We start from the raw sequence: 21792 nt of genomic DNA, 5'->3' as shown, positions 1-21792 counted from the left end.
TACTATATAGCTTTGAAAACGATTTGTCTAGTGAAAAAGTGATTTTTTTCACATTAAAAATAACCTAAGTTAGTGGTTCACAAATGATAATTCCCGTCTAACTTAGGTTATTTAACTTTTATTTCACAATCTTTTTTTACTGTAACATTGTCTTGAGTAAAGCAATATTTTCCTGCAACTGCCGGCCAATATCCGTATCCGCCACTAACTTCCGTTTTAGCTCATGGTTGACCACCCGGGTGGTGGAAATAATGTCTTGCCCACTCTTTAAGGTTTCCTCCTTGGAAGTAAAGGGATGGTGGGCAACTAACTGTAGGCCGTATGAGTTATACAATAAGGTGTAACCACCAAAGCCTGTCGTGGGCTGATAAGCCTTAGAATACCCCCCATCAATCACAATCATGCGGCCGTTGGCTAAGATGGCCTCGTGGCCCCGCTTAACCGGAGTGTGGCCGTTAATAACGTGGCCACTAACGTCTAGGCCAAATTCACTTAAGAGCTTCTTAACGAACTCCTCTTGCTTTCTCAATTTGAAATAAGGGTTACGGACTTCTTCGTGACTGGCCTTATCCTTGATAAAGTAGCGGGCAAAGGTCGTCATCTGTTGTTTGCCAAACAAAGGTGAAATCGGCCCCTGCCACAAGTACCAAATTAGATCCTGCGCCGTTTGGTCACCTTCAGGGTGATTATAGGCATAACGGACCTGGTCATCAAAGAAATCCAGTAAGGCCCGGCCCACATAAGCTTTGCCTTGGTAGTTAAAGGCTAAAAAGTTACCGGCTTCATCTACCGGTAAGCAGCCGTGAACCAAGAGGTTACCATTGTAAGTTAAGTACATGCTGCCCTTATTAACTAAAAAGTCTAGGTGTTTTCTTAGGGCCTTGGAATTCACAAAGGATTGCCGTAACCCTAAAATAATCTGTTCTTCTTCTGGGGTTAATTGGTAGGGGTGCTTAGGATCAATCGTATCAAAACAAGTATTTTCTAGCTGATAGGTCCGCTTGTTTAACTTAATCGTTTGAGCCTGGTAGTCGATTTTAGACAGGAGGGCGGTTTGTTCCATCTTAAAATCTGGTTGGCGCGCGATTACTTGCCCCTCTAATTTAAATTGCATAATCGCCAGGGCTTGTTGGAGCTGCGTTAACTGTAACTGCTCCCCGCGAAAGCTAAATGAGTCGCCCTTGACTAAGTTAGGCAAAAAAGCAGGGTTTAGGCCATAGGTTTCCTCGGCAAACTTCGATAGGTGCCGCAAGCTAATACCGTAAGCGTCTTCGACCGTCGCCAAGTTATTATAGCGTGCACAAATCCGTAAGAGGTTTAGCATGCACAGCTCAGAGCCACTGGCAGCCCCGATCCAAAGCATGTCGTGGTTGCCCCACTGGATATCGACGGAATGGTAATTCATTAAGGTTTCCATAATTAAATCGGGATGCTCACCCCGGTCATAAATGTCGCCAATAACATGTAGGTGGTCTACCACCAACCTTTGGATTGTGTAGCAACTTTCTTTAATGAACTCCTTAACCACCCCCATCTTAACCAGGTTTTTCAAGAGTTGGTTGAAGTAGTTGCGCTTATCTTCTTGGGCTTGATCGGTGTAAAGCAACTCTTCGGTTATGTAAACAAAATTAGGGTCCAGGGCCTTTCTAACCTTAGACCGAGTATACTTGCTAGCAACCATCTTCAACAGCTCTAGCAGGCGGATAATTGTATCTAAATACCATTGTTCTAGGTCCACTTGGCTTAACTTTTGTTCCTGCAAGTGTAACTTATCTTCGGGATAATAAATCAGTAAGGCAAAGTCTTGCAAACTCTTTTGAGTCAAGCGACTACCGAAGGTCTCCTTGATTTTTTGATAGACGTTGCCTGACCCGTTACGCAAAATATGGTCAAAGGCCGAATATTCTCCGTGTAAATCCGAAACAAAGTGCTCAGTTGCCTTAGGCAGGTGTAAAATTGCCTCTAGGTTCATTATTTCAGTAACAACCGCTTCCCTAGTCGGAAATTTTTCAGCCAGCAAGCGGCGGGTATAGGTCATATAATCGCTTTGCTTTAAACTTGTTTGTGACATTTTAAAGCCCCCTAGTAATTAAAAGAATGTTTTTATTATATTCCTTACTATCGTTATTTTCAAACTTTATTTTTAAGTATTTACGTAAAAGGTAATAAAAAAAGACTCGGAATCCGCAAATTCCAAGTCTCACTATGTAATAATACGAACCCGACATCCTAAAAGGTTCATATTCAATTATCCTAAAATCCCTTTTTCTCCAAAGGCTTTCCCTTTGTATCGTTTGGGTAAAGACACTAACAACTAACAACAAACAATAACTTTGTCCTTACCTAAACAAGTATCCCTAAAACACTTACGATTATATGGATACTCCCCCCTAAAAGCAAGCAATTATCAAGGTAATTTTAAGGGTCATATATATACAAGTTGAGATTGGTATAACTAATATAAAGCCCTTCATAACAAGCATATACAAGTTTTAAAGCTTGTCTAGTTTGGTTTCTTTCCTAAATTTTTAATCTAAAGTTCAATAAGTTGTAAATTATCTTTTTTCGAAACTTGTCTATACTCGAAAGGGTTTTATTAGCTAATTATGAGAAAAAAAGAGTCGCCTACCAATGGCGACCCTTTTCCTTCAGCTTATCTTTTATCAATTAAAACCGTTCCTGCCGGCGGATTTTGCTTAAGTGCCCCCTTGATTTCATGTGGTTGGTACAATTCCTCTAGGTAAGCTACTTCTTCCGGAGTCAATTTAAGGTCTAAGTCAAGCTAAAAAAACCTGGTTACCCACGAGGGTAACCAGGTTGATGTGCTTATTAAATTTTAGCTGCAGTTGCTTGAATTTCTTCAGCGTCTGGTAAATAATCGTTTTCGACGTAAATCTTATGCCACATCATGAAGGCTAAGACCGTCCATAATTTCCGTGAATTATCAGCCTTACCATCCCGGTGGTCATCTAATAACTTAAGCATGTATGTCTTGTCTAAGTACTTGTCTGTTTGGGAAGCCAAAATTTGGTCTTTAGCCCAATCGTAAAGTTCATCCTTAAGCCAGAATCTGAGTGGTACTGGGAAACCTAGCTTTTTTCTGTGTAAGACGTGGTCAGGAACAATCCCTTCAACCGCCTTACGTAAGATGTACTTAGTGGTATTATTGGCAATCCGTAAGTCGGCCGGAATTTCCCGGGCAACGGCAAAGACTTCCTTATCTAAGAACGGGGTCCGCAACTCAAGACTGTGCGCCATTGTTGTGCGATCGGCATTATGGAGCAAGTCGCCGTTAAGCCACTGATTAATATCCACAAACTGCATCTTCGTCACAGGGTCATAGTTCTTAGCAATATCGTAATATGGTTTAGTTACATCTACAAATGGTTGGTTAGCATCATATTGGGTCATAAACTGCTGCTTTTCTTTTTCATTAAAGATAAAGGCGTTACCAACATAACGTTCTTCTAGCGGAGTCGTCCCCCGAAGTAAGAAGCTCTTACCCTTAACCCCTTCTGGAATGATACGGGCTAGGGCATGGAGCGCACCATTTAATGGTTTAGTGTAATTAAACATCTTAAGTGAGTATGGTTCGTGGTAAATAGTGTAACCACCAAATAACTCATCGGCCCCTTCACCGGTTAAGGCAACCTTGACTTGCTTACGAGCTTCCTTAGCCACAAAGTATTGAGGCACAGCAGCTGGGTCAGCCAAAGGATCATCCATGTTCCAGATGAAACAAGGAAAAGCCTCAACAAAACGTTGGGGGGTGATGACTGTGCTAAAGTTTTCCACGTCTAGTTTAGCCGCAGTTTCCTTAGCAACATCGATTTCATTATAGCCTTCCCGTTCAAACCCAACGGAGAAGGTCTTTAACTTCGGACTTAGTTGTCTTGCCAAAGCCACCACGATGGATGAGTCAATCCCACCCGAAAGGAAGGAACCGACGGTAACATCAGCCCGCATGTGTTTTTCAACCGAGTCCAATAAGACGTTACGGACCCGCTTCACGTATTCTTCTTCTGGCCGGGCGATTACATTGAATTCTGGCTTAAAGTAGCGCTTAGTAACGACGGCTTGGCCTGGTTTTTTAATAATGTAATGGCCTGGTAAGACGGCCTTAATTTCTTTAGTTAACGTCTTAGGTTCGGGTACAAATTGGAAGGTCATGTAATCTTGAAGCGCAGCCTTATCAAAGCTCTTGTCCTTCAAAACCTTGTAAATAGCCTTACCTTCTGAAGCATAGTAGAACTTATCGCCCTCTTCAGCGTAGTAAAGCGGCTTAATTCCAAAGTGATCCCGGGCTGCAAACATCGTCTTGGTATCACGATCCCAAATTACAAAGGCATACATTCCCCGCAGGAAGTCGACACACTTTTCTTTATAACGCGCGTACATTGCGATAATAACTTCTGAATCGGAGTCAGTTTTAAATTCGTAGCCTTCCTTTTTCAAGTCGGCTCTTAATTCAAGATAGTTATAAATTTCCCCGTTGAAGGTCATCCAATAACGGTCGTTATCGTAAGATAGAGGTTGGTGACCCCCTTCTAAGTCAATAATACTTAAACGGCGAAAACCCATTGTGATGTGTTCATCTTCAAAGTAACCTGAATCATCAGGTCCCCGGTGAACAATCATTGAATTCATATCGCTGACGGTCAGCTGATCATTAAGATCTTTGGTATTTTTAATTGTTGTCAGACAGCCAACAAATCCACACATATTTTAAACTCCTCTTTATTTTTCCCTTAAACTTAGATTGGTTCAAATCTACCTAGTATTTATCATAACATAAAAAGTTCTTGGCAAACCTTAAGTATTTTAAACATACTCTAAATTCTACTCTTCTCAGTCCAAATTGCAATTACCTTGCTTAATTTATCCTTGGTAGGGTCAGCGTAATCTTTAAGCCCTGTTCATTTCTAGCCGAGATTGTCCCGCCGGCTTGGTTAATAATCGTACGGGCAATGTATAGGCCTAAGCCGCTCCCCTTCTTCTTAGTGTTTCGTGATTCGTCACCCCGGTAAAATTCATTAAAGACTTCGCCTAACTTATCTTCTGGAACACCGGGACCATTATCTCCTAGGCAAAGTTTTACCTCATCAGCGCTGGTAATTAAATCGATTGTAACTAGGGCTGTGTTCTTATCGTTATACTTAATTGCATTTTCGATAATATTAACCAATACCCGCCGTAATTGCTCTGCGTCTATCTTCACCTGACTAGTCTCTGTTCCTAACCGCAAACTCAGCTGGGCACCTTCTTCCTCCCAAGCTAACCGATTCTTAGCCACTAAGTCGCTAACGAAGGTGCGTAAATCCAAAACAATCGGGTTAGCCGGCATATTCCCTGTTTCTAGCTTAGATAAATAGAAGAGTTGTTGAAGCAAACCTTCCATCTCAGCGGCCTTATTGTAAGCAATTTCGATATATTTCTTCTGCCGTTCAGGTGTCCTGGCGACTCCATCGATTATCCCCTTTAAACAGCCCTTAATCGAGGTTAAGGGGGTATTTAAGTCATGGGAGATACCAGAAATCATCTTAGTCCTAGCTCGTTCATAAGCTGCAGTCTTATCCATATATTCCTTAATACTGGTCTGCATATCATTAAATGATTTGATTAAAACTTCCATTTCATAATCGCCCCCCGTATAGACGACTGGTTTGAACTCCTGGCCCTCTTCAATTCGCCTAGAAGCTGCGACTAACTTATCCAAGGGGGCCATAATTCTGCGTAAGGTTCGTTTGGAAAAGAAGAGCACCGTTAAGGCTACAATGACGATAATCAACACCCCTGCCCATAAGGTAAAGATAATCCGATTTCTTAAATCTAGTTTGGAAATATGGGTATTATACTTTTTCGGGCGGTAGTGGGTTAACTTAGTGGCTACCAAGCCAATCTTTTGCCCCTGATAATTATAGAGGCGGCTAACAAAGGCAGAATTAGACCATTGGTAACGCTTGGCCTTCTTGGTTGAAAAATCATCAGTTCTGATAGAGTTTACGAAGTAAAGTTCATCTTCCGCAAATTTATCGGTATAGATTATCTTGCCGGTCTTTTGATTAAAAATCCGAACCCGGTAATGATAAGCGTGGAGGTCCCTAATTATTTGGGCCTGGTTAGCCTTACTATACTGGCTACTAGTTACTAATTGCTTAACCTTATGGCCATTCTTTTCAATCTGAAAGTAACGGACATCCGTTGCATATTCGTCATACTTAGCATAGTAGGCTACCATGAAAGCCCCCCCGATTCCTAACAGGGTTAACAAAGCCAACACAATAATAATCACATATGAGGTCACAATTCGCCTTTGTAGACTCATTTTTTACTTGCCTCCGTTAAAACGGTAGCCAACTCCCCACACCGTTTCAATCAACTTGGGGTTATTGCTATCCTGTTCGATTTTTTCGCGAATCCGGTTGATATGAACAGCTACTGTGGCTGGATCACCAATGTAATCGTAGCCCCAAATTTTTTCAAAAAGCTGTTCCTTAGAGTAAACGTAGTTGGGATTTTGTGCTAAGAAGCGGAGTAACTCAAATTCCTTATTGGGAAAACGGAGCTCCTTGCCGTCCTTAGTCACCTTATAACTTCCTAATTCCATTACAATTCCGTTACCAATAACCAACTTTTCTTCAGCTTGAGCAGTTTGCCCCTTCAAACGCTCATACTGGTTGAGGTTAGCCTTAACCCGGGCAACCAATTCGGCCGGGTCAAAAGGTTTTGTCAAGTAGTCATCGGCCCCTAGTTCCAAGCCCAACACCTTATCTAACGATTCCGTTTTAGCCGTTACCATGATAATGGGAATGTCGACTTGTCCCCTAATTTTCTTGCAAACGTCGTACCCACTCATTCCCCCGGGAAGCATCAAGTCGAGCAAAATTAAATCGTAACTATTATCGTTTAATTTTTGTAAGGCACTAGCCCCATCACCAACCACTTCTGTTTCAAAATTACTTAATTCTAAGTAATCCTGTTCAATCATAGCGATTGCTTCTTCGTCTTCAATAATTAGTATTTTCTTCATCAAAAATCCCCTTAACTAATCAAAAATTACCTACATTATAGCATTATTTCCCAGGAAATAATAAGAACTGACTTGAATTACTCGCTAGCCAAATAAAAAGACAGGAAGTGTACTTCAGCTTCCTGTCTCTTTCAATCCTAAAGGATGTTTAAATGTAATTCGTTATCTCTTACCAAGCCAACTTTCTTCATCAGCTTGAAGCCCACAACAGAGAATAACGCTGGTAAAACAATCCCACAAAGAACGTAAACGCCAAATGTTCCTAAACCTTGGCCCCAGAAGTAGATTGGCGCGATAAAGGAGTTAAGCCCTAACCCCCCAACAGTGTACGGAGCTTGGAAACCAAAGACCACTGTTGCTAACGGAGCACAAACCATGGCTGAAACCAACGGTGGTAACAATTGCCAAGGATTCACGATTAAGTTAGGGAATTGTAATTTAGGTGTAACTACAAATTGAGCAACGTTTGCTCCGATGGTATTTTGCTTGTATGACATAGCTGTGAAGCCTACGAATTGAGCCGTTGTCCCAATTGCTGCCGCCGCAGCTGAAACGGGATCCAAGGTTAAGGCGACTGCCAAGGCCGCCGATGAAGCTGGGGTCATTAAGAATAACGCCCACACCATTGAGATGCAAACCGAACCGACAAACGGATTAACCTTCATAGATTCAGCGATAAAGGCACTAACACTAAGTAAAGCTGGAGTTACAACTGCCGCTAAGCCTAGTCCGACTAAAGTCCCGATCATGGTAGCACCAAATGGTACTAACACCATGTCAAGTGGAGTCTTACCAGAAAGATACTTCCCAACCAAGGCTGCCACTAACCCTGCCGCTACCGCAGAGATAGGTTGCCCGGTTGAAAAGACCCCGGTGCCAGCGGCTTGAACTGCGGTTTGACCAGTCGCAGTTACGGTTGCGACCCCATTTGCTGCAGTAACAAAGTGAACCGCGTTTGCCCCAACTGTTGCGGCAATCATCGAACTAAACATTACCAAAGTGGTTACTCGTAATTGTGAGGCAACTGCTAGCCCTAAGGCTGGTGCTAATAAATCTTGTGCCAGCGTCCCAGCTTGATAAAGTGGTTGAAAATGAACAAAACCAGCAATGGTTTGCATCAACAACCCCATCCCTAAGGTAACTAAAATTGCATTAGCTACCGCAGCTGAGATATTATAGGCGTATTCTTTAACAGTTGTTCTATCTTGGCCTGCATTCGCAAAGGCACTCGTCTTTGTAGTTGCTTCCATATTCTTTCTCCTTTTATCTTGCCCTTATAATTCCAACAAAAAAAGCATCCTCCGTTACAAACGGTGGATGCTTACCTTCTTATTCCACCGCTCGTTACCTTTTGGTTAGCGCGCCGTGGATTAAATGCTCCTAGACTAATAAGCCGAGACATTCGATCGCACCAGACGCGCGTTGATAATGACTAGGCTGAGAATAATGTATTCAACTGTAGCGAAAACTGTTACCAAGTTTGTCATTGCGACCGACTCCCTTCTTAAATAAAGATTAAAATTAAATTAGTTTTTCCTTTGTTGAGTATTATAATAACAGATAAAAAAATAATTGCAAGGCTTTTTTAAGAATTTTTTCATTTATTTTTCAGAAAGCAGCCGAGTTCCAATTATCAACATGATAACCGAAGAAAGTACGTAGTTAAGCGGCAAATAGAGATAATTACCGGTCCAATCCATCAAAGAGCCTAGGGCCAAAGGAATAATTCCAGCCATAATGTAGCCTCCAGCCTGCATTAACCCTGTTTTTAAACTCGCTTCATCAGCCTGAGTTGAAAATTGCAAAGGTAACAGCAAGGAAATTGGAAATAGTCCCCCACTTCCAATCGCAAATAGGAGGATAGCTAAGAGGTAGGCCCATTCATTGCTTCCTAACCAAAAGATCAAGCCACTAAAAAAGGCTGCCGCGGTACAGAAAATATTCCAGTTTTTGGTTGAGCCAAACCGGTCCATTAAACTTGGGATAATGAAACTGCAAGCCGTAATCAGCACCATCATCACGGTTAAGTAAAGTGTATTTTTTGCCGGTGGCAGGTTCCGACTTGAAAAAAACGACGTGGTCCAGGCAACTGCACTGTAATAAATTCCCGATTGGAAACCAAAGTAGAGGATTAACGCCCACATCTGCTTTGTTTGTAAAAGTTCGCTCACTTTTAAGGGCGAAGAAGTTTGGCTAGTAAGCTTGGGGGCTTTTTTATCATCGGCTGCCCCAAACTGCCAAACTAGGGCTGAAACTAAGGCGATTACACTCCAAATCCCCAGGCCAACTTGCCAAGAGTAACGGTGACTTAGACTAAGAGCTGTCCCTGAGGCAACCGTAGCCCCGACCCCCATTGAAAGTGAGTAAACTCCCACCATACTGCCTTGGTGGTGGGGAAATTGTTCCTTGATAAAGCCAGATAGCATTGGACCAATGATTGCGATTGTTAAACCAATGATAAAGGCTGACAAGCATAAACTAATAAAAGAGTGGCTACCTAAACGTGTAGCCGCCGCAATAAACATCAAGAGCAAGAGGTAAAAGATACTCCGCTTGCGCCCATATTTAGTCTGAAGTAGCCCGACAAAAAAGGCAAAAATTCCCATACAAAAAACTGGGATACTGGTTAGTAGGCTGACCTGAAAATTACTGAGGCCCATCTTTAGCTTCAAATAGTCTACCACGGGAGAAACACTGGTAATTCCCCACCGGAGGTTAAAGGCCACAATAATTACCAAGGCAACATTTTTGAAAATTTTCATAAGAAACTCCTTACTATAGATAATCTAAACAATTCTAACATAAAAAACTCCGCAATTTAAAAAAATTGCGGAGGAAAAAGGAGTTATTTATTACAAAGCTAGGGGAACTTTATAATCTCATTACTTTTGTTTAGGGAGAAAAGCAAATGAAAAATTGTTTTTGGATATTAGGTATGGTTATATATTAACTAGAATGTATGAAGATTATATGAACATTTAGGGGTGAAATTCCGACTAATTTTTAAAGACTTTCTTTTGCGCCCAAAGCGAAAAGGCTAAACCTACTAACAATAAGCCCGTAGCTGTTAACATAATGGTGTGTAAACCCTGATGCAAGATAAGTTGCATTTGGGGAATTAAGTTTAGGGGTAATTCCTTGTTAGTCACTGGGTTACTGAGCTTATTCATCATTTCTAAGCTAATCTTGCCCTTAGTCTGTGCCACTCCTCTGGCAAGCTCGAAGTTTAATAACACCCCATAGACGGCTGCCATTAAGGTCTGAGCCAAAATTCTGAGCAGGTAGCTCAAGGAAGTGGCTGCGGGCATGTCCTTTATATCTACGTCTTGTTGCACCCGAATCTGCAACACAACAAAGACTAGCCCCACCCCAAAACCATAAAAGGCACTTAAAAATAAAAGCCAGCCATAGGCAGCCTTAGCATCTAGGAAATATAAACCCAACACTGAAACCATGATCCCGATTAGGCCCAGGTTAACTACCGTTAGATCCCGGAATTTCCGTTGAAAGGCCGGAGCCAAGTTAGCACCTAAAAAGTCGGTTAAAGCCCCAGGAACTTGGGTTAACCCCCCGACCAAGGCCGTAGCTGCTAACAAGCCTTGCGCCCACATTGGGACGTAGGTATTAAAGGCAATTGACGCCCCCCAAGCAATCCCAAATAAGATGAAGTCAACCACTAAGGCCTTATTCTTAAAGAGGTGGCCTGGAATTAAGGGAGTCTGTTGCTTGGCTTCCACCTTGAATAGGCGCCAAATTAATAAACTACCTACTAAGACTAAGCCAGCACAATAATACCAACTAACCATCCCTAATAATTGAATCCCTAATAGAAAGGCTACTAAGCCTAAGACCATCAGCCAAGCCCCGCGATAATCGAAGGCTTGCTTAGTTTGACGGACTTTTTCTTTATAAGCCGCTTGAATCAAGCTGATAGTTACTAGGCCCAAAGGAACGTTGATGTAAAAGATCCAATTCCAACTTAGGGTATCCACAATCCAGCCACCTAATAGTGGACCGATAATTGAGCCGGCACTAAAAGAAGCTGAAATGAGCCCTAAAATATGGGCCCGCTTGTTAATATTTTCGAACACGTAACCGATGATAATGTAAGGCAGTGCTCCCATTCCGCCGGCCCCAATCCCCATTAAGGTACGGGCGGCAATGAAAAAGCCAATATTAGGCGCCAACCCTTCCAATAAAGAGCCAGCCAAGAATAATACTACCGACAGCTGAAAAGCCTTTTTGTTACCCCAATTTTCACCTAACTTACTCCATAAAGGGGTAAAGACAGCCATTCCCAATAAAAAGACGGCAATAATCCAACCCATATATTCAATTCCGTTTAAGTCACTGATAATGGCTGGCAAAGCCGTATTAATAATCGTTGCGTCCAAACCGGCAATTACACTGGCTAATAATAAGCCGGCTGTGACCCACTTAATTTGTTTACTAGTCATCTTTTTCCCTCACTTGTTAAAAAGTCCACCCTTTATCTTAAACAAGGTTGAACTTATTCACAAGTAAAGTGGGCAAGTTCTCATAAGAGAGCCCTTACTTGCTCAGAATGTGCTCATTTTCAATAATCCACAAGTGGATTATTGAAATAAAAGTCTGTGTAACTTTCTTTTATTTCTAACTGTGGATAACTTGTTTGTTGATAACTAAAAAATACTCCAACCAAGTAACTCGTACTTAGTTGGAGTATTTTACTTTTGCTTAATCTTCAGCAACGAATGGTAATAAGCCCATAATCCGCGCACGCTTAATAGCAACTGTTAAACGACGTTGGTTCTTAGCGCTAGTACCTGTCACACGACGAGGTAAAATCTTACCGCGTTCTGAGATGAAACGCTTCAATAAATCAGTATCTTTGTAGTCGATGTATTCGATGTGGTTAGCTGCGATAAAGTCAACCTTACGACGACGACGACCACCTCTACGTTGTTGTGCCATGTCGGTGTCCCTCCTCTAATCTAGAATGGTAGGTCATTATCCGCGATATCAATCGTATCACCGTTATCTGCAAATGGATCCGCGCTTGGTTGTGCTTCACTAGTATTGTTGTTAGTAAAGCCACCTGGTTGCGCTTGGTTTGCAGCTGGTGTCCCGTATGGGTTAGCTTGATAGCCTTGACCTTGTGGAGCATAACCTTGACCACCGCCGTTTTGTTGCCGGTAAGCATCGGCTTGTGCCTTAGATTCGAGGAAGCTGAAGTTTGATACCACCACTTCTGTAACGTACACCCGTTGGCCTTGTTGGTTTTCGTAATTCCGTGTTTGAATCCGGCCTTCGATTCCAACTAAAGAACCTTTGTGGGTATAGTTAGCAAAGTTTTCCGCAGCCTTACGCCAAACGACACAGTTAATAAAATCTGCATCTCTTTGACCTTGTTGGTTAGTAAAGTTGCGGTCAACCGCCAACGTAAAGTTAGCAGTTGCAACACCAGAGGGGGTGAACCGTAAATCAGGATCTCTGGTCAGGCGACCTACAAGTACGACATTATTAATCAAAGTCTACTCCTCCTTTTTATATTAGTTAATTGTATTCAATCAGTTAAAATTAAGCTTCACGCTTAACAATCATGTGACGTAAGATACCGTCGTTGATCTTTGCAAGACGGTCAAATTCGTTGATTGCATCAGCGTTTTCAGCCTTAATGTTTACGATGTGGTAGACACCTTCCGTGTAACCAGCAATTTCGTAAGCAAAACGACGCTTAGACCAGTCTTTTGAATCTACAACTTCAGCACCATCATTCTTTAACACGCTGTCGAAGCGTTCTACTAAGTCGTTCTTAGCAGCTTCATCAAGTGATGGGTTGATGATGTAAGTAATTTCGTAATTTGTCATGACTGTTTGCACCTCCTTATGGACTATTGGTTCTAAATATAATTTGAGAACAAGGAGAATCTAAACTTTTGCTATTTAGATACTCACGAGTAAAAATTATAACATTAAAAATTTAAAAAAACAAGTAAAATCCTGAATACAGTTCACCTATATTTAATATACGCAAAAAATCCACGATTAATTTATTTTTCTTCAGAAATTTCAGAATTTTCTTCCGGTTCGACCTTAGCCATGGTTGAAACAACCGAATCTTCATCAAGGTTAATCAGGTGAACCCCCATGGTAGCACGACCGGTTTGGGAGACCGTTTCAATGTTAAAGCGAATCATAACCCCTTTATCGGTAATGACCATGATGTCTTCGTCACCCTTAACCGTGGTTAAACCGACTAACGGCCCATTCTTAGTTCCAATATTCGCAGTCTTAATCCCTTTACCACCGCGACCTTTAATTGGATATTCAGATGCTAGGGTTTGCTTGCCGTAACCTTTTTCTGAAATGACAAAGACCTTACTATCCGCGGCTAAGACGTCTGAGCCGACTACATAATCAGCTTCACGCAAGCGAATTCCACGAACCCCGGCGGCTGCCCGGCCCATCAACCGAACATTTTCGACCGCAAATGAAACGCTGTAGCCTTGGTGAGTCCCAATGATTACGTTAGCGTCGGCTTTAACAGCAACCACATTGATTAGTTCATCGCCCTCATGGAGATTCAAGGCTTTGAGTCCGTTCTTTCTGATGTTAGTAAATTCGGCTACACTCGTCCGCTTAACCACCCCAAGTTTAGTGGTAAAGAAGAGGGCTAAATCATCTGGTTGCTCTACTTTACTATCTTTTGGCACATTGATGACGGTGGTAATCTTTTCGTCACCTTCAATATTTAACAGGTTGATTACCGGAATCCCCTTGGCAGCTCGACCATACTCAGGAATTTCATAGCCCTTCATGCTGTAAACCTTACCTAGGTTGGTAAAGAAGAGGAGTTCATCATGGGTCGAACTAGTAATGAGTTGTTCGATAAAGTCATCATCATGTACACCCATTCCTTGAACCCCACGACCACCACGATTTTGTTGCTTGAAATCACTGGTTGGAATCCGCTTAATGTAACCATTATGGGTAACGGTGATGGCAACAGATTCTTCTTCGATTAAGTCTTCATCCTCAATGCTTAGGACTTCCCCGACCATTAATTCTGTCCGCCGTTCATCCCCAAAGCGGGCTTGAATGTCGAGTAATTCTTCGTAGATGATTTGGTGAATCCGTTCTGGCTTAGCCAAAATATCTTCGTAATCGGCAATGGCTTCCATCGTCTTTTGATACTCGGCTTCAACCTTATCTCTTTCCAAACCGGTTAGGCGAACTAACCGCATATCTAAGATGGCTTGGGCTTGCTTGTCACTCAAGGAATACTCGTTAATTAACCGATCCTTGGCCACGTCTCCACTTGGTGATTTGCGGATGATATCAATAATGGCTTGAATATGGTCTAGGGCAATCCGTAACCCTTCCAGGATGTGGGCTCTTGCCTTAGCCTTCTTTAATTCAAACTCTGTCCGCCGCCGAATTACGCTTTCTTGGTGATTTAAGTAATATTGCAGTATTTGCTTTAAACTCAAGACCTTAGGCGTACCATCAACGATGGCTAACATATTGAAGCCAAAGGAAGATTGCATCAAAGTTAATTTATATAAGTTATTTAAAACGACTGAGGCACTGACATCACGCCTAATATCAATCGTAATCCGCATCCCTTCCCGGTCGGATTCATCTTTAATATCAGTAATTCCTTCAATCTTCTTTTCCCGGGCTAATTCGGCAATCCGTTCAATCAAGCGGGCCTTATTTACCATGTAAGGAAGTTCGTGCACGATAATTTGTTGGCGCCCATTTTTGAGCTCCTCAATATCAACCTTGGCCCTTAATGTTACCTGACCCTTACCAGTTTCATAGGCCTTCCGAATTCCAGATTTACCCATGACAATTCCCCCGGTTGGGAAGTCCGGCCCAGGAATGGCTTCCATCAAGTCGGCCGTGGTTGCATCCGGATTCTTCATTAAGATATGTAACCCAGAGATTACTTCGCCTAAATTATGAGGCGGAATATTAGTTGTCATCCCAACCGCAATCCCCGTGGCCCCATTGACTAAGAGGTTAGGGAAACGAGCCGGTAAGACCTTAGGTTCCCTTTCGGTCCCATCATAGTTGTCTTGGAAGTCGATTGTGTCCTTATTAATGTCCCGCAACATTTCCAAGGTAATCTTGCTCATCCGCGCTTCGGTATAACGCATCGCTGCGGCACCATCACCATCGACAGACCCAAAGTTCCCGTGACCATCGACTAACATGTAACGGTAGCTAAAGTCTTGCGCCATCCGGACCATGGATTCATAGATAGCTGAGTCCCCGTGGGGGTGGAATTTCCCCATGACTTCCCCAACGATTCTGGCCGATTTCTTATACGGTTTATCGGGAGTCACACCCAGTTCATTCATCCCATATAAAATCCGGCGGTGAACCGGCTTTAGCCCATCACGAACATCCGGCAAAGCCCGGGCTACGATAACACTCATAGCGTAGTCTAAAAAGGACGTGCGCATGACTTTCGAAAGATCAACATTTTTAATTCGATTTGGTAAATCTACCACTTATTTCACCTTCCTTAATTAGGCATCCAAGTTTTCAACAAAGGTTGCATTATCTTCGATAAATTGGCGTCTTGGTCCCACATGGTCACCCATTAACATTTCAAATACGGCGTTGGCTTCCTCGGCGTCAGACAACTCTACCCGCAATAAGCGCCGATTTTCCGGATCCATGGTTGTTTCCCATAGTTGTTCCGCGTCCATTTCACCTAACCCTTTATAGCGTTGAATGGCAGGCTTAGGTGAAGGTGGTAATTGACCTAAAACTTCATTTAATTCAGCATCCGAGTCAATGTAGCGCACCATCTTACCTTGCCGCACCTGGTACAAAGGTGGTTGGGCAATGTAGACGTAACCTGCGTCAATCATTGGGCGCATAAAGCGGTAAAAGAGCGTCAACAGCAAGGTCCGAATATGGGCCCCATCGACATCGGCATCAGTCATGATGATCAACTTATGGTAGTTGGCTTTAGTAACGTCAAAATCTTTACCAAACCCTGTTCCTAGCGCTGTGAAGAGGGAACGAATTTCTTCATTGGCCAAAATCCGATCAAGACTAGCCTTTTCAACGTTTAAAATCTTCCCCCGAATAGGTAAGATAGCTTGGGTTAAGCGAGAACGACCTTGCTTAGCAGACCCACCGGCGGAGTCCCCTTCGACGATGAAGAGTTCTGAAATAGCCGGATCCTTGCTGGTATTATCCGCTAACTTACCAGGCAGATTAGAAATTTCGAGGCCATTTTTCTTTCTAGTCATTTCCCGGGCTCTTCTAGCAGCCACCCGGGCCTTAGCAGCAACCGTTCCTTTTTCCACAATCTTTTTAGCCACAGTTGGATTTTCCAACAGGAACTTGTTGAAAGTTTCGGAGAAGGTTTTATCAGTGACCGCCCGTGCGTCAGAATTCCCCAGCTTCGTCTTGGTTTGGCCTTCAAACTGTGGATTAGGGTGCTTAATGGAAATAACAGCTGTTAAACCTTCCCGCACATCTTCCCCACTGAGGTTAGCATCATTTTCCTTTAGTAAGCCCACCTTGCGGGCGTAGTCATTAATTACCCGTGTTAACGCAGTCTTAAAGCCGGCTTCGTGGGTCCCCCCTTCATAGGTATGGATGTTGTTCGTAAAGGTTAGTAAAGTCGAAGTGAAATCATTTGTATACTGTAAAGCTACTTCGACCGTAATTCCCTTTTGTTCCCCTTCAACGTAGATAGGTTCTTCAAATAAGGGTTCTTTGCCCTTGTTTAAGAATTCAACGTAGTGGCGAATCCCACCGGCGTAGTGGAATTCTTGGTAGGTTGGTTCTTCGGGACGCTTATCTTCGATTGTAATTTTTAGACCCTTATTTAAGAAAGCCAACTCCCTAATCCGGGTGGTTAGGACCTTAATATCATAAATAGTAGTTTCCGTAAAAATATCTGGGTCTGGTAAGAAGTGAACCTTGGTGCCGTGTTGGTGGCTGCCACAAGTCCCCTTCACTTCCATTGGGTGGGCAACTTTACCTAACTTGAAGTCCATGCCGTAGATTTTACCCTCGCGGTAAACTTCAACGTCTAATTCTGTGGATAAAGCGTTAACTACGGAAGCACCAACCCCGTGGAGTCCCCCTGAAACCTTATAGCCACCACCGCCAAACTTACCTCCGGCGTGAAGCACTGTAAACACTGTTTCCAAAGCAGGGCGCCCTGTTTTAGGTTGAATATCCACAGGAATCCCCCGACCATTGTCGATAACCGTGATACTATTATCTTTTTCCACAGTGACATTAATTTCACTGGCAAAACCGGCTAGGGCTTCATCAATCCCGTTGTCAATAATTTCCCAAACCAAGTGGTGTAAGCCTTGGGAGCTAGTTGAGCCAATGTACATCCCGGGGCGCTTCCTAACAGCTTCTAGCCCTTCTAACACTTGAATTTGGCTGGCATCGTATTCCTTAGCCTTTTCTTCCTTGCTTTCTTCAAGTTGGGCTGTTGTTCTTTCTTCTTCCGTCACGCTAATTCCTCCTCAAATTAGTTTTTTGTGCTTTCATCATTTTCATCCTTATGGGGATAAAAAATTTCTACTTGCAAAGTGTTTTCATTATCTGTGGAAATTTTTCCATTATTGACATGAAAAATTTTTGGTTCTTTTATCAACTGCTGGGCAATATCGTTTAGGCCCGGGGTGGTTAAAAAAGTTTGGACCTTATCTTGAATTGTCTTTAACAGGTGGGTTTGGCGTTGGCCATCCAATTCCGACAAAACATCATCTAGTAATAAGACTGGATATTCCCCCGTTTGTTCATGCATTAGTTCAATCTCTGCCAACTTGACTGACAAAGCTGTTGTCCGTTGCTGGCCTTGGGAGCCGTAGGTTTGCACGTTATTGTCATTAAGATAAAAACTAAGGTCGTCCCGATGGGGACCGGCTAAGCTCGTTCCCTGTGAGAGCTCTTTTTGGCGTAACTGCTGAAACTTAGCCAACAGGTTAGTTGCCAAATTACTTTCGGTTTGAGTGCCTAGGTCCTTTAAATTCGTTTTATACCTGAGGGTCAACTGTTCTTTGCCCTGGGTAATCTGGGCGTGTAAGTCCTTAGCGTAAGTTTCTAAACGCTTTAGATAGATTAAGCGTTTAGCGATGACCTTGCCACCCAAGTTAGCTAATTGCTCCGTTAAAATATCTAGGTAAACCAAATCATTAGCCTGTTTTAATTGCAGGGCCTTTAAATATTTATTGCGTTGGCGTAAAACTTGTTTATACTGACTTAAATCATGGAGGTAAAGGGGGTCTATTTGACTAAATTCCATATCAATAAACCGCCGTCGCTCCTGGGGCGCCCCCTTAACCAAGGCCAGGTCTTCAGGCGCAAACAAGATTACATTTAATTGGCCAATGTATTCGGAAAGCTTGGGCCGTTCTAAGTGGTTGACCTTAGCAATCTTACCTTTTTTGCTTAAAATTAACTCTAGCTTTAAGTCCCCTAATCTCCGGTTAATCGTCCCCTCAAGCCGGGCCGCCTCTTGTTTAAAGCGAATTAGCTCCTTATCCTTACTAGTCCGGTGGCTTTTAGCCATTGCCAAGACAAAGATGGCTTCTAGCAGGTTGGTTTTTCCTTGCGCATTTTTCCCAATCAAGACATTAACAGCTGGGGAAAAGTCTAGCTTTTGCTTTTGATAATTCCGAAAATCAGTGAGTGTAATTTGTTTTAAATACATTTTAAGCCTTCATTATGTAGGTCCCAAAATCGGCAATTTCCACTAAATCATCGGGATAGAGTTTCTTTCCCCGCCGATTTTCAGGTTGACCATTTACCAAAATTTTCCCAGCATATTCTTGCAAGAAAAACTTAGCTTGGCCACCAGATGAAATAATGTCGGCAATTTTCAATAACTGACCTAAAGTAATATATGGTGTTTTCAATTTGATTTCTGTTTGCAATTGGTGAACCTCACTTTGATAGTTTTACCTTCTAATTATACCCTTTTTAGCGGTTAAAAACAATTTTAGCGCCAATATTTTGCGTTTTTAGCGTTTTTTTACCTTGGTAATGGTTAGGTACTGGTCTTAACTTTAACGCGTCAAAAAAAGCTCTGGAAACTATTGCTAGTCTCCAGAGCTTTTCGCTTATGGTTAGTTGGCTGTTCTCATTGGGGTGATTAATTGGACGAAATCTCCCTCCGATTCAGTTGGCACCAAAGTAAATGGACGGAGGGCCATTGTAAATGAAAGAGTCGTTTGCGTCTGACCAAAGGACCGTAGCGCTTCTTTCATATAATCTGGGTTAAACGAAATTTCTAGGCTGTTTCCATTCAAATTGGTAAATTCAAGTGCTTCTTCCACCATCCCGACTTCTGGAGAATTACTTGAAATCATTACCGCTTGTTTATCCACATCAATACTTAACTTAACGACGTTACTTCTACCTGCATGAGATAGTAAGGAGGCCCTGTCAATTGCCTTTAATAATTCTGAGGCGTTGAATTCAACCTGGGTTTCTGATGTAGCCGGAATTAAGCGCTCTGTATCAGGATAGTTTCCTTCTAGTAAGCGGGAATAGAAGGAAGTATGCCCTAAGATGAAGAGAATTTGATTTTCAGCAATTTGAATTTCGATTTCTTCGCTAGAATCAGTCAACATTTTGGCTAATTCATCCAGTGATTTACCTGGCACAATAATGTTGTAGTTGGCATTCTTAGCTGAGTCTAATTGAATCTTCCGTTGACTTAGACGGTGAGAATCGGTTGCGACTGCTAGTAGTGTGCCATCTTGAATAATGAGGTGAACCCCCATTAACATTGGCCGGCTTTCTTGCTTGGAAACTGCCATTACCGTTTGGTTAATAACTTGTTTTAAGATATCGCTTGGAATTTGCAAGCTTTGGGTAGCACCAACTTCTGGTAAGTGGGGAAAACTATCTGGATCGACCCCATTAATGGAAAATTCTGTTGAACCAGAAGTAATCTTGGTGATAAAGCGGTTAGGATCAGTTTCAATTGTAATTGTGTCCGCTGGTAACTTTTTAACAATTTCACTGAAGAATCTGGCTGGCAATGCAACTGAGCCTTCTTCAAAGATTTGTAAGTTAGCATCTTCATCAGCAATTGAAATAATTGTTTCGATAGAAATATCAGCGTTACTCCCTGTCAAAGTTAAGCCATCTGAAAATAAATCTAATTTGATATTACGTAAAATTTCTAGGGTAACTTTTGAGGAAATAGCACGTTGAACATCAGTTAGATATTTGATAAATGCAGTTCGTTGGACAGAAAATTTCATAGTTATCCTCCTGTTTATTATTATATATATTATATAAAATTAGTAGTAGTATTAGGGCTTGTGGATACTGTTAAAAAGTCCGCCTATCATTGGCAAATCAAGGATATCGCCCTGTGGATAGCTTGTGGATAAGTTTTGAGTTTGTCCACACTAATTCACAGTTTCAACATCAAGCCGCTTTTTAAGGGTGGCGACTTCTTCTTGAAGTTTGTCATCGTTTAGGATGGCTTCGGCGATTTTGTCACAAGCATGTAAAACGGTGGTGTGGTCTTTGCCACCAAAAGCCTTCCCAATTTTAGGGAGGGAGGCATCCGTTAATTCTCTAGCAAGATACATTGCCACCTGGCGGGGGACCACAATGCGCTTAACCCGCTTTTTACCCACGATTTCAGCCACAGTTACATTATAGAATTTAGCAACCGCAGTTTGGATGGAATGGATATCCAAAATCCGCTTAGCAGGCATATCCGTTAGGTTTTGTAATGCTTCATCCGCTAAATCGATGGTAATCGGCGCCTTTTTCATCTGAGCATAGGCCTTGACCCTAGTTAAGCCCCCTTCAAGTTCGCGGACGTTAGTTTCAAAGCGCCCGGCGATAAACTTTAAGACGTCATTAGGGATAGTTAGGCTTTCAGACGTTGCCTTTGTTTCGAGGATGGCAATTCTAGTCTCGTAATCTGGGGGGGTAATTTCAACAGGTAAGCCCCACTTAAAGCGCGAAATTAGGCGGTCGCCCAAATTTTCAATCATATTTGGCAGCCGGTCTGACGAGAGGACGATTTGTTTCTTATCGTCATACAAGTCATTAAAGGTGTGGAAAAATTCGTCAATCGTTCCTGGCTTTTTAGCGAAGAATTGGACATCATCTACTAATAAGAGGTCAACGTTGCGGTAAGCGCGTCTGAATTCTTCTTGCTGCTTATTTTTGATTGAGTTGACGAAGTCATTAGTGAAGGTTTCACTAGAGACATATTTGACCTTAGCGTTTGGCTGGTTTTTAAGAAGTTGGTTACCAATGGCGTGCATTAAGTGCGTTTTACCAAGGCCTACACCCCCATAAAAGTAAAGTGGGTTGTAAAGGGTACCCAGTTCTTCTGAAACAGCTAACGCAGCCGCGTGAGCCATTTGGTTGCCATCGCCGACAACAAAGGATTCAAACGTATAAGCCTTATTTAAAGGTGAATTACGTAATAGTCCTGTGGTTTCAGCTTCTGGTTGAGCTGCTTTCTTTTCAACTACAGGTGCAACGCTGGCTAAAGGATTTTTTTCTCCAGGAATCAAGATTAAAACAACAATTTCTGTTTGAAAGTTATCATTAACTAGCTGATTAACTTTAGTAATTAAGCGTTGTTTCCAGTAATCACGATGGAAATCGGAAGGGACTTGGATGACAAGGGTGTTGTCGGTAAATTGCAACGGTTCAGCCGTTTTAATCCAAGTGTCATAGGAAACAAGTGACAAGGTCTCATGGAAATTATCACAGATAAATTGCCACAGTGCATCGAGATTCGGCAC

16 protein-coding genes are annotated in these 21792 nt (G+C 42.4%); all 16 read right to left on the bottom strand.

The annotated features are described in order from the left end of the window. Positions 1-136: 136 nt before the first annotated feature. Complete coding sequence (locus N4597_RS00080; protein ID WP_225363608.1) at positions 137-2071, bottom strand: fructose-1,6-bisphosphatase; 1935 nt, start codon at positions 2069-2071, stop codon at positions 137-139. Positions 2072-2829: 758 nt separating this feature from the next. After that, positions 2830-4722, bottom strand: a complete 1893-nt coding sequence (gene asnB, locus N4597_RS00075) for an asparagine synthase (glutamine-hydrolyzing) (protein ID WP_260903977.1) — start codon at positions 4720-4722, stop codon at positions 2830-2832. Positions 4723-4873: 151 nt separating this feature from the next. Beyond that, on the bottom strand, positions 4874-6325 hold the full coding sequence (locus N4597_RS00070; RefSeq protein ID WP_172584660.1) for a sensor histidine kinase: 1452 nt from the start codon (positions 6323-6325) through the stop codon (positions 4874-4876). A gap of 3 nt (positions 6326-6328) precedes the next feature. Then, the gene (locus tag N4597_RS00065; RefSeq protein WP_056975556.1) at positions 6329-7030 is read right to left on the bottom strand and encodes a response regulator transcription factor; all 702 of its coding nucleotides are present in this window, start codon (positions 7028-7030) and stop codon (positions 6329-6331) included. A 137-nt stretch (positions 7031-7167) separates the two neighbouring features. Beyond that, positions 7168-8280, bottom strand: coding sequence for a PTS transporter subunit IIC (locus tag N4597_RS00060; RefSeq protein ID WP_172579569.1), 1113 nt, complete (start codon positions 8278-8280; stop codon positions 7168-7170). Positions 8281-8631: 351 nt separating this feature from the next. Beyond that, positions 8632-9792: an MFS transporter gene (locus N4597_RS00055; protein ID WP_172579568.1), complete on the bottom strand. Its 1161-nt coding sequence runs from the start codon at positions 9790-9792 to the stop codon at positions 8632-8634. A gap of 234 nt (positions 9793-10026) precedes the next feature. Beyond that, complete coding sequence (locus tag N4597_RS00050) at positions 10027-11487, bottom strand: MFS transporter (protein WP_172579567.1); 1461 nt, start codon at positions 11485-11487, stop codon at positions 10027-10029. A 259-nt stretch (positions 11488-11746) separates the two neighbouring features. Next, positions 11747-11983, bottom strand: a complete 237-nt coding sequence (gene rpsR / locus N4597_RS00045) for a 30S ribosomal protein S18 (protein WP_006500881.1) — start codon at positions 11981-11983, stop codon at positions 11747-11749. Between the two features lie 20 nt (positions 11984-12003). After that, positions 12004-12540: a single-stranded DNA-binding protein gene (ssb, locus tag N4597_RS00040; RefSeq protein ID WP_050611466.1), complete on the bottom strand. Its 537-nt coding sequence runs from the start codon at positions 12538-12540 to the stop codon at positions 12004-12006. Positions 12541-12589: 49 nt separating this feature from the next. Further along, positions 12590-12880 carry a 30S ribosomal protein S6 gene (gene rpsF, locus N4597_RS00035; protein ID WP_260903970.1) on the bottom strand — a complete coding sequence of 97 codons (291 nt, stop codon included), beginning with the start codon at positions 12878-12880 and terminating at the stop codon, positions 12590-12592. 182 nt (positions 12881-13062) lie between these two features. Next, complete coding sequence (gene gyrA / locus N4597_RS00030) at positions 13063-15531, bottom strand: DNA gyrase subunit A (RefSeq protein ID WP_260903968.1); 2469 nt, start codon at positions 15529-15531, stop codon at positions 13063-13065. Between the two features lie 18 nt (positions 15532-15549). After that, a complete protein-coding gene (gene gyrB, locus N4597_RS00025; protein ID WP_371864101.1) occupies positions 15550-17436 on the bottom strand; it encodes a DNA topoisomerase (ATP-hydrolyzing) subunit B in 1887 nt (628 codons plus the stop codon). 95 nt (positions 17437-17531) lie between these two features. After that, positions 17532-18716, bottom strand: coding sequence for a DNA replication/repair protein RecF (gene recF / locus N4597_RS00020; RefSeq protein WP_260903965.1), 1185 nt, complete (start codon positions 18714-18716; stop codon positions 17532-17534). A 1-nt stretch (position 18717) separates the two neighbouring features. Further along, positions 18718-18939 (bottom strand): S4 domain-containing protein YaaA, encoded by a 222-nt coding sequence (yaaA, locus tag N4597_RS00015; RefSeq protein ID WP_056975570.1) that lies wholly within the window; start codon positions 18937-18939, stop codon positions 18718-18720. A gap of 192 nt (positions 18940-19131) precedes the next feature. Further along, positions 19132-20277, bottom strand: a complete 1146-nt coding sequence (dnaN, locus tag N4597_RS00010) for a DNA polymerase III subunit beta (protein WP_260903960.1) — start codon at positions 20275-20277, stop codon at positions 19132-19134. A gap of 150 nt (positions 20278-20427) precedes the next feature. Continuing rightward, entirely contained in the window at positions 20428-21792 is a 1365-nt protein-coding gene (dnaA, locus tag N4597_RS00005; protein ID WP_089144520.1) for a chromosomal replication initiator protein DnaA, read from the bottom strand.

Origin of the sequence: Ligilactobacillus agilis, from assembly GCF_025311475.1 — a bacterium.
GTDB lineage: Bacteria > Bacillota > Bacilli > Lactobacillales > Lactobacillaceae > Ligilactobacillus > Ligilactobacillus agilis.
This window is presented reverse-complemented; position numbering and strand designations above follow the sequence as displayed.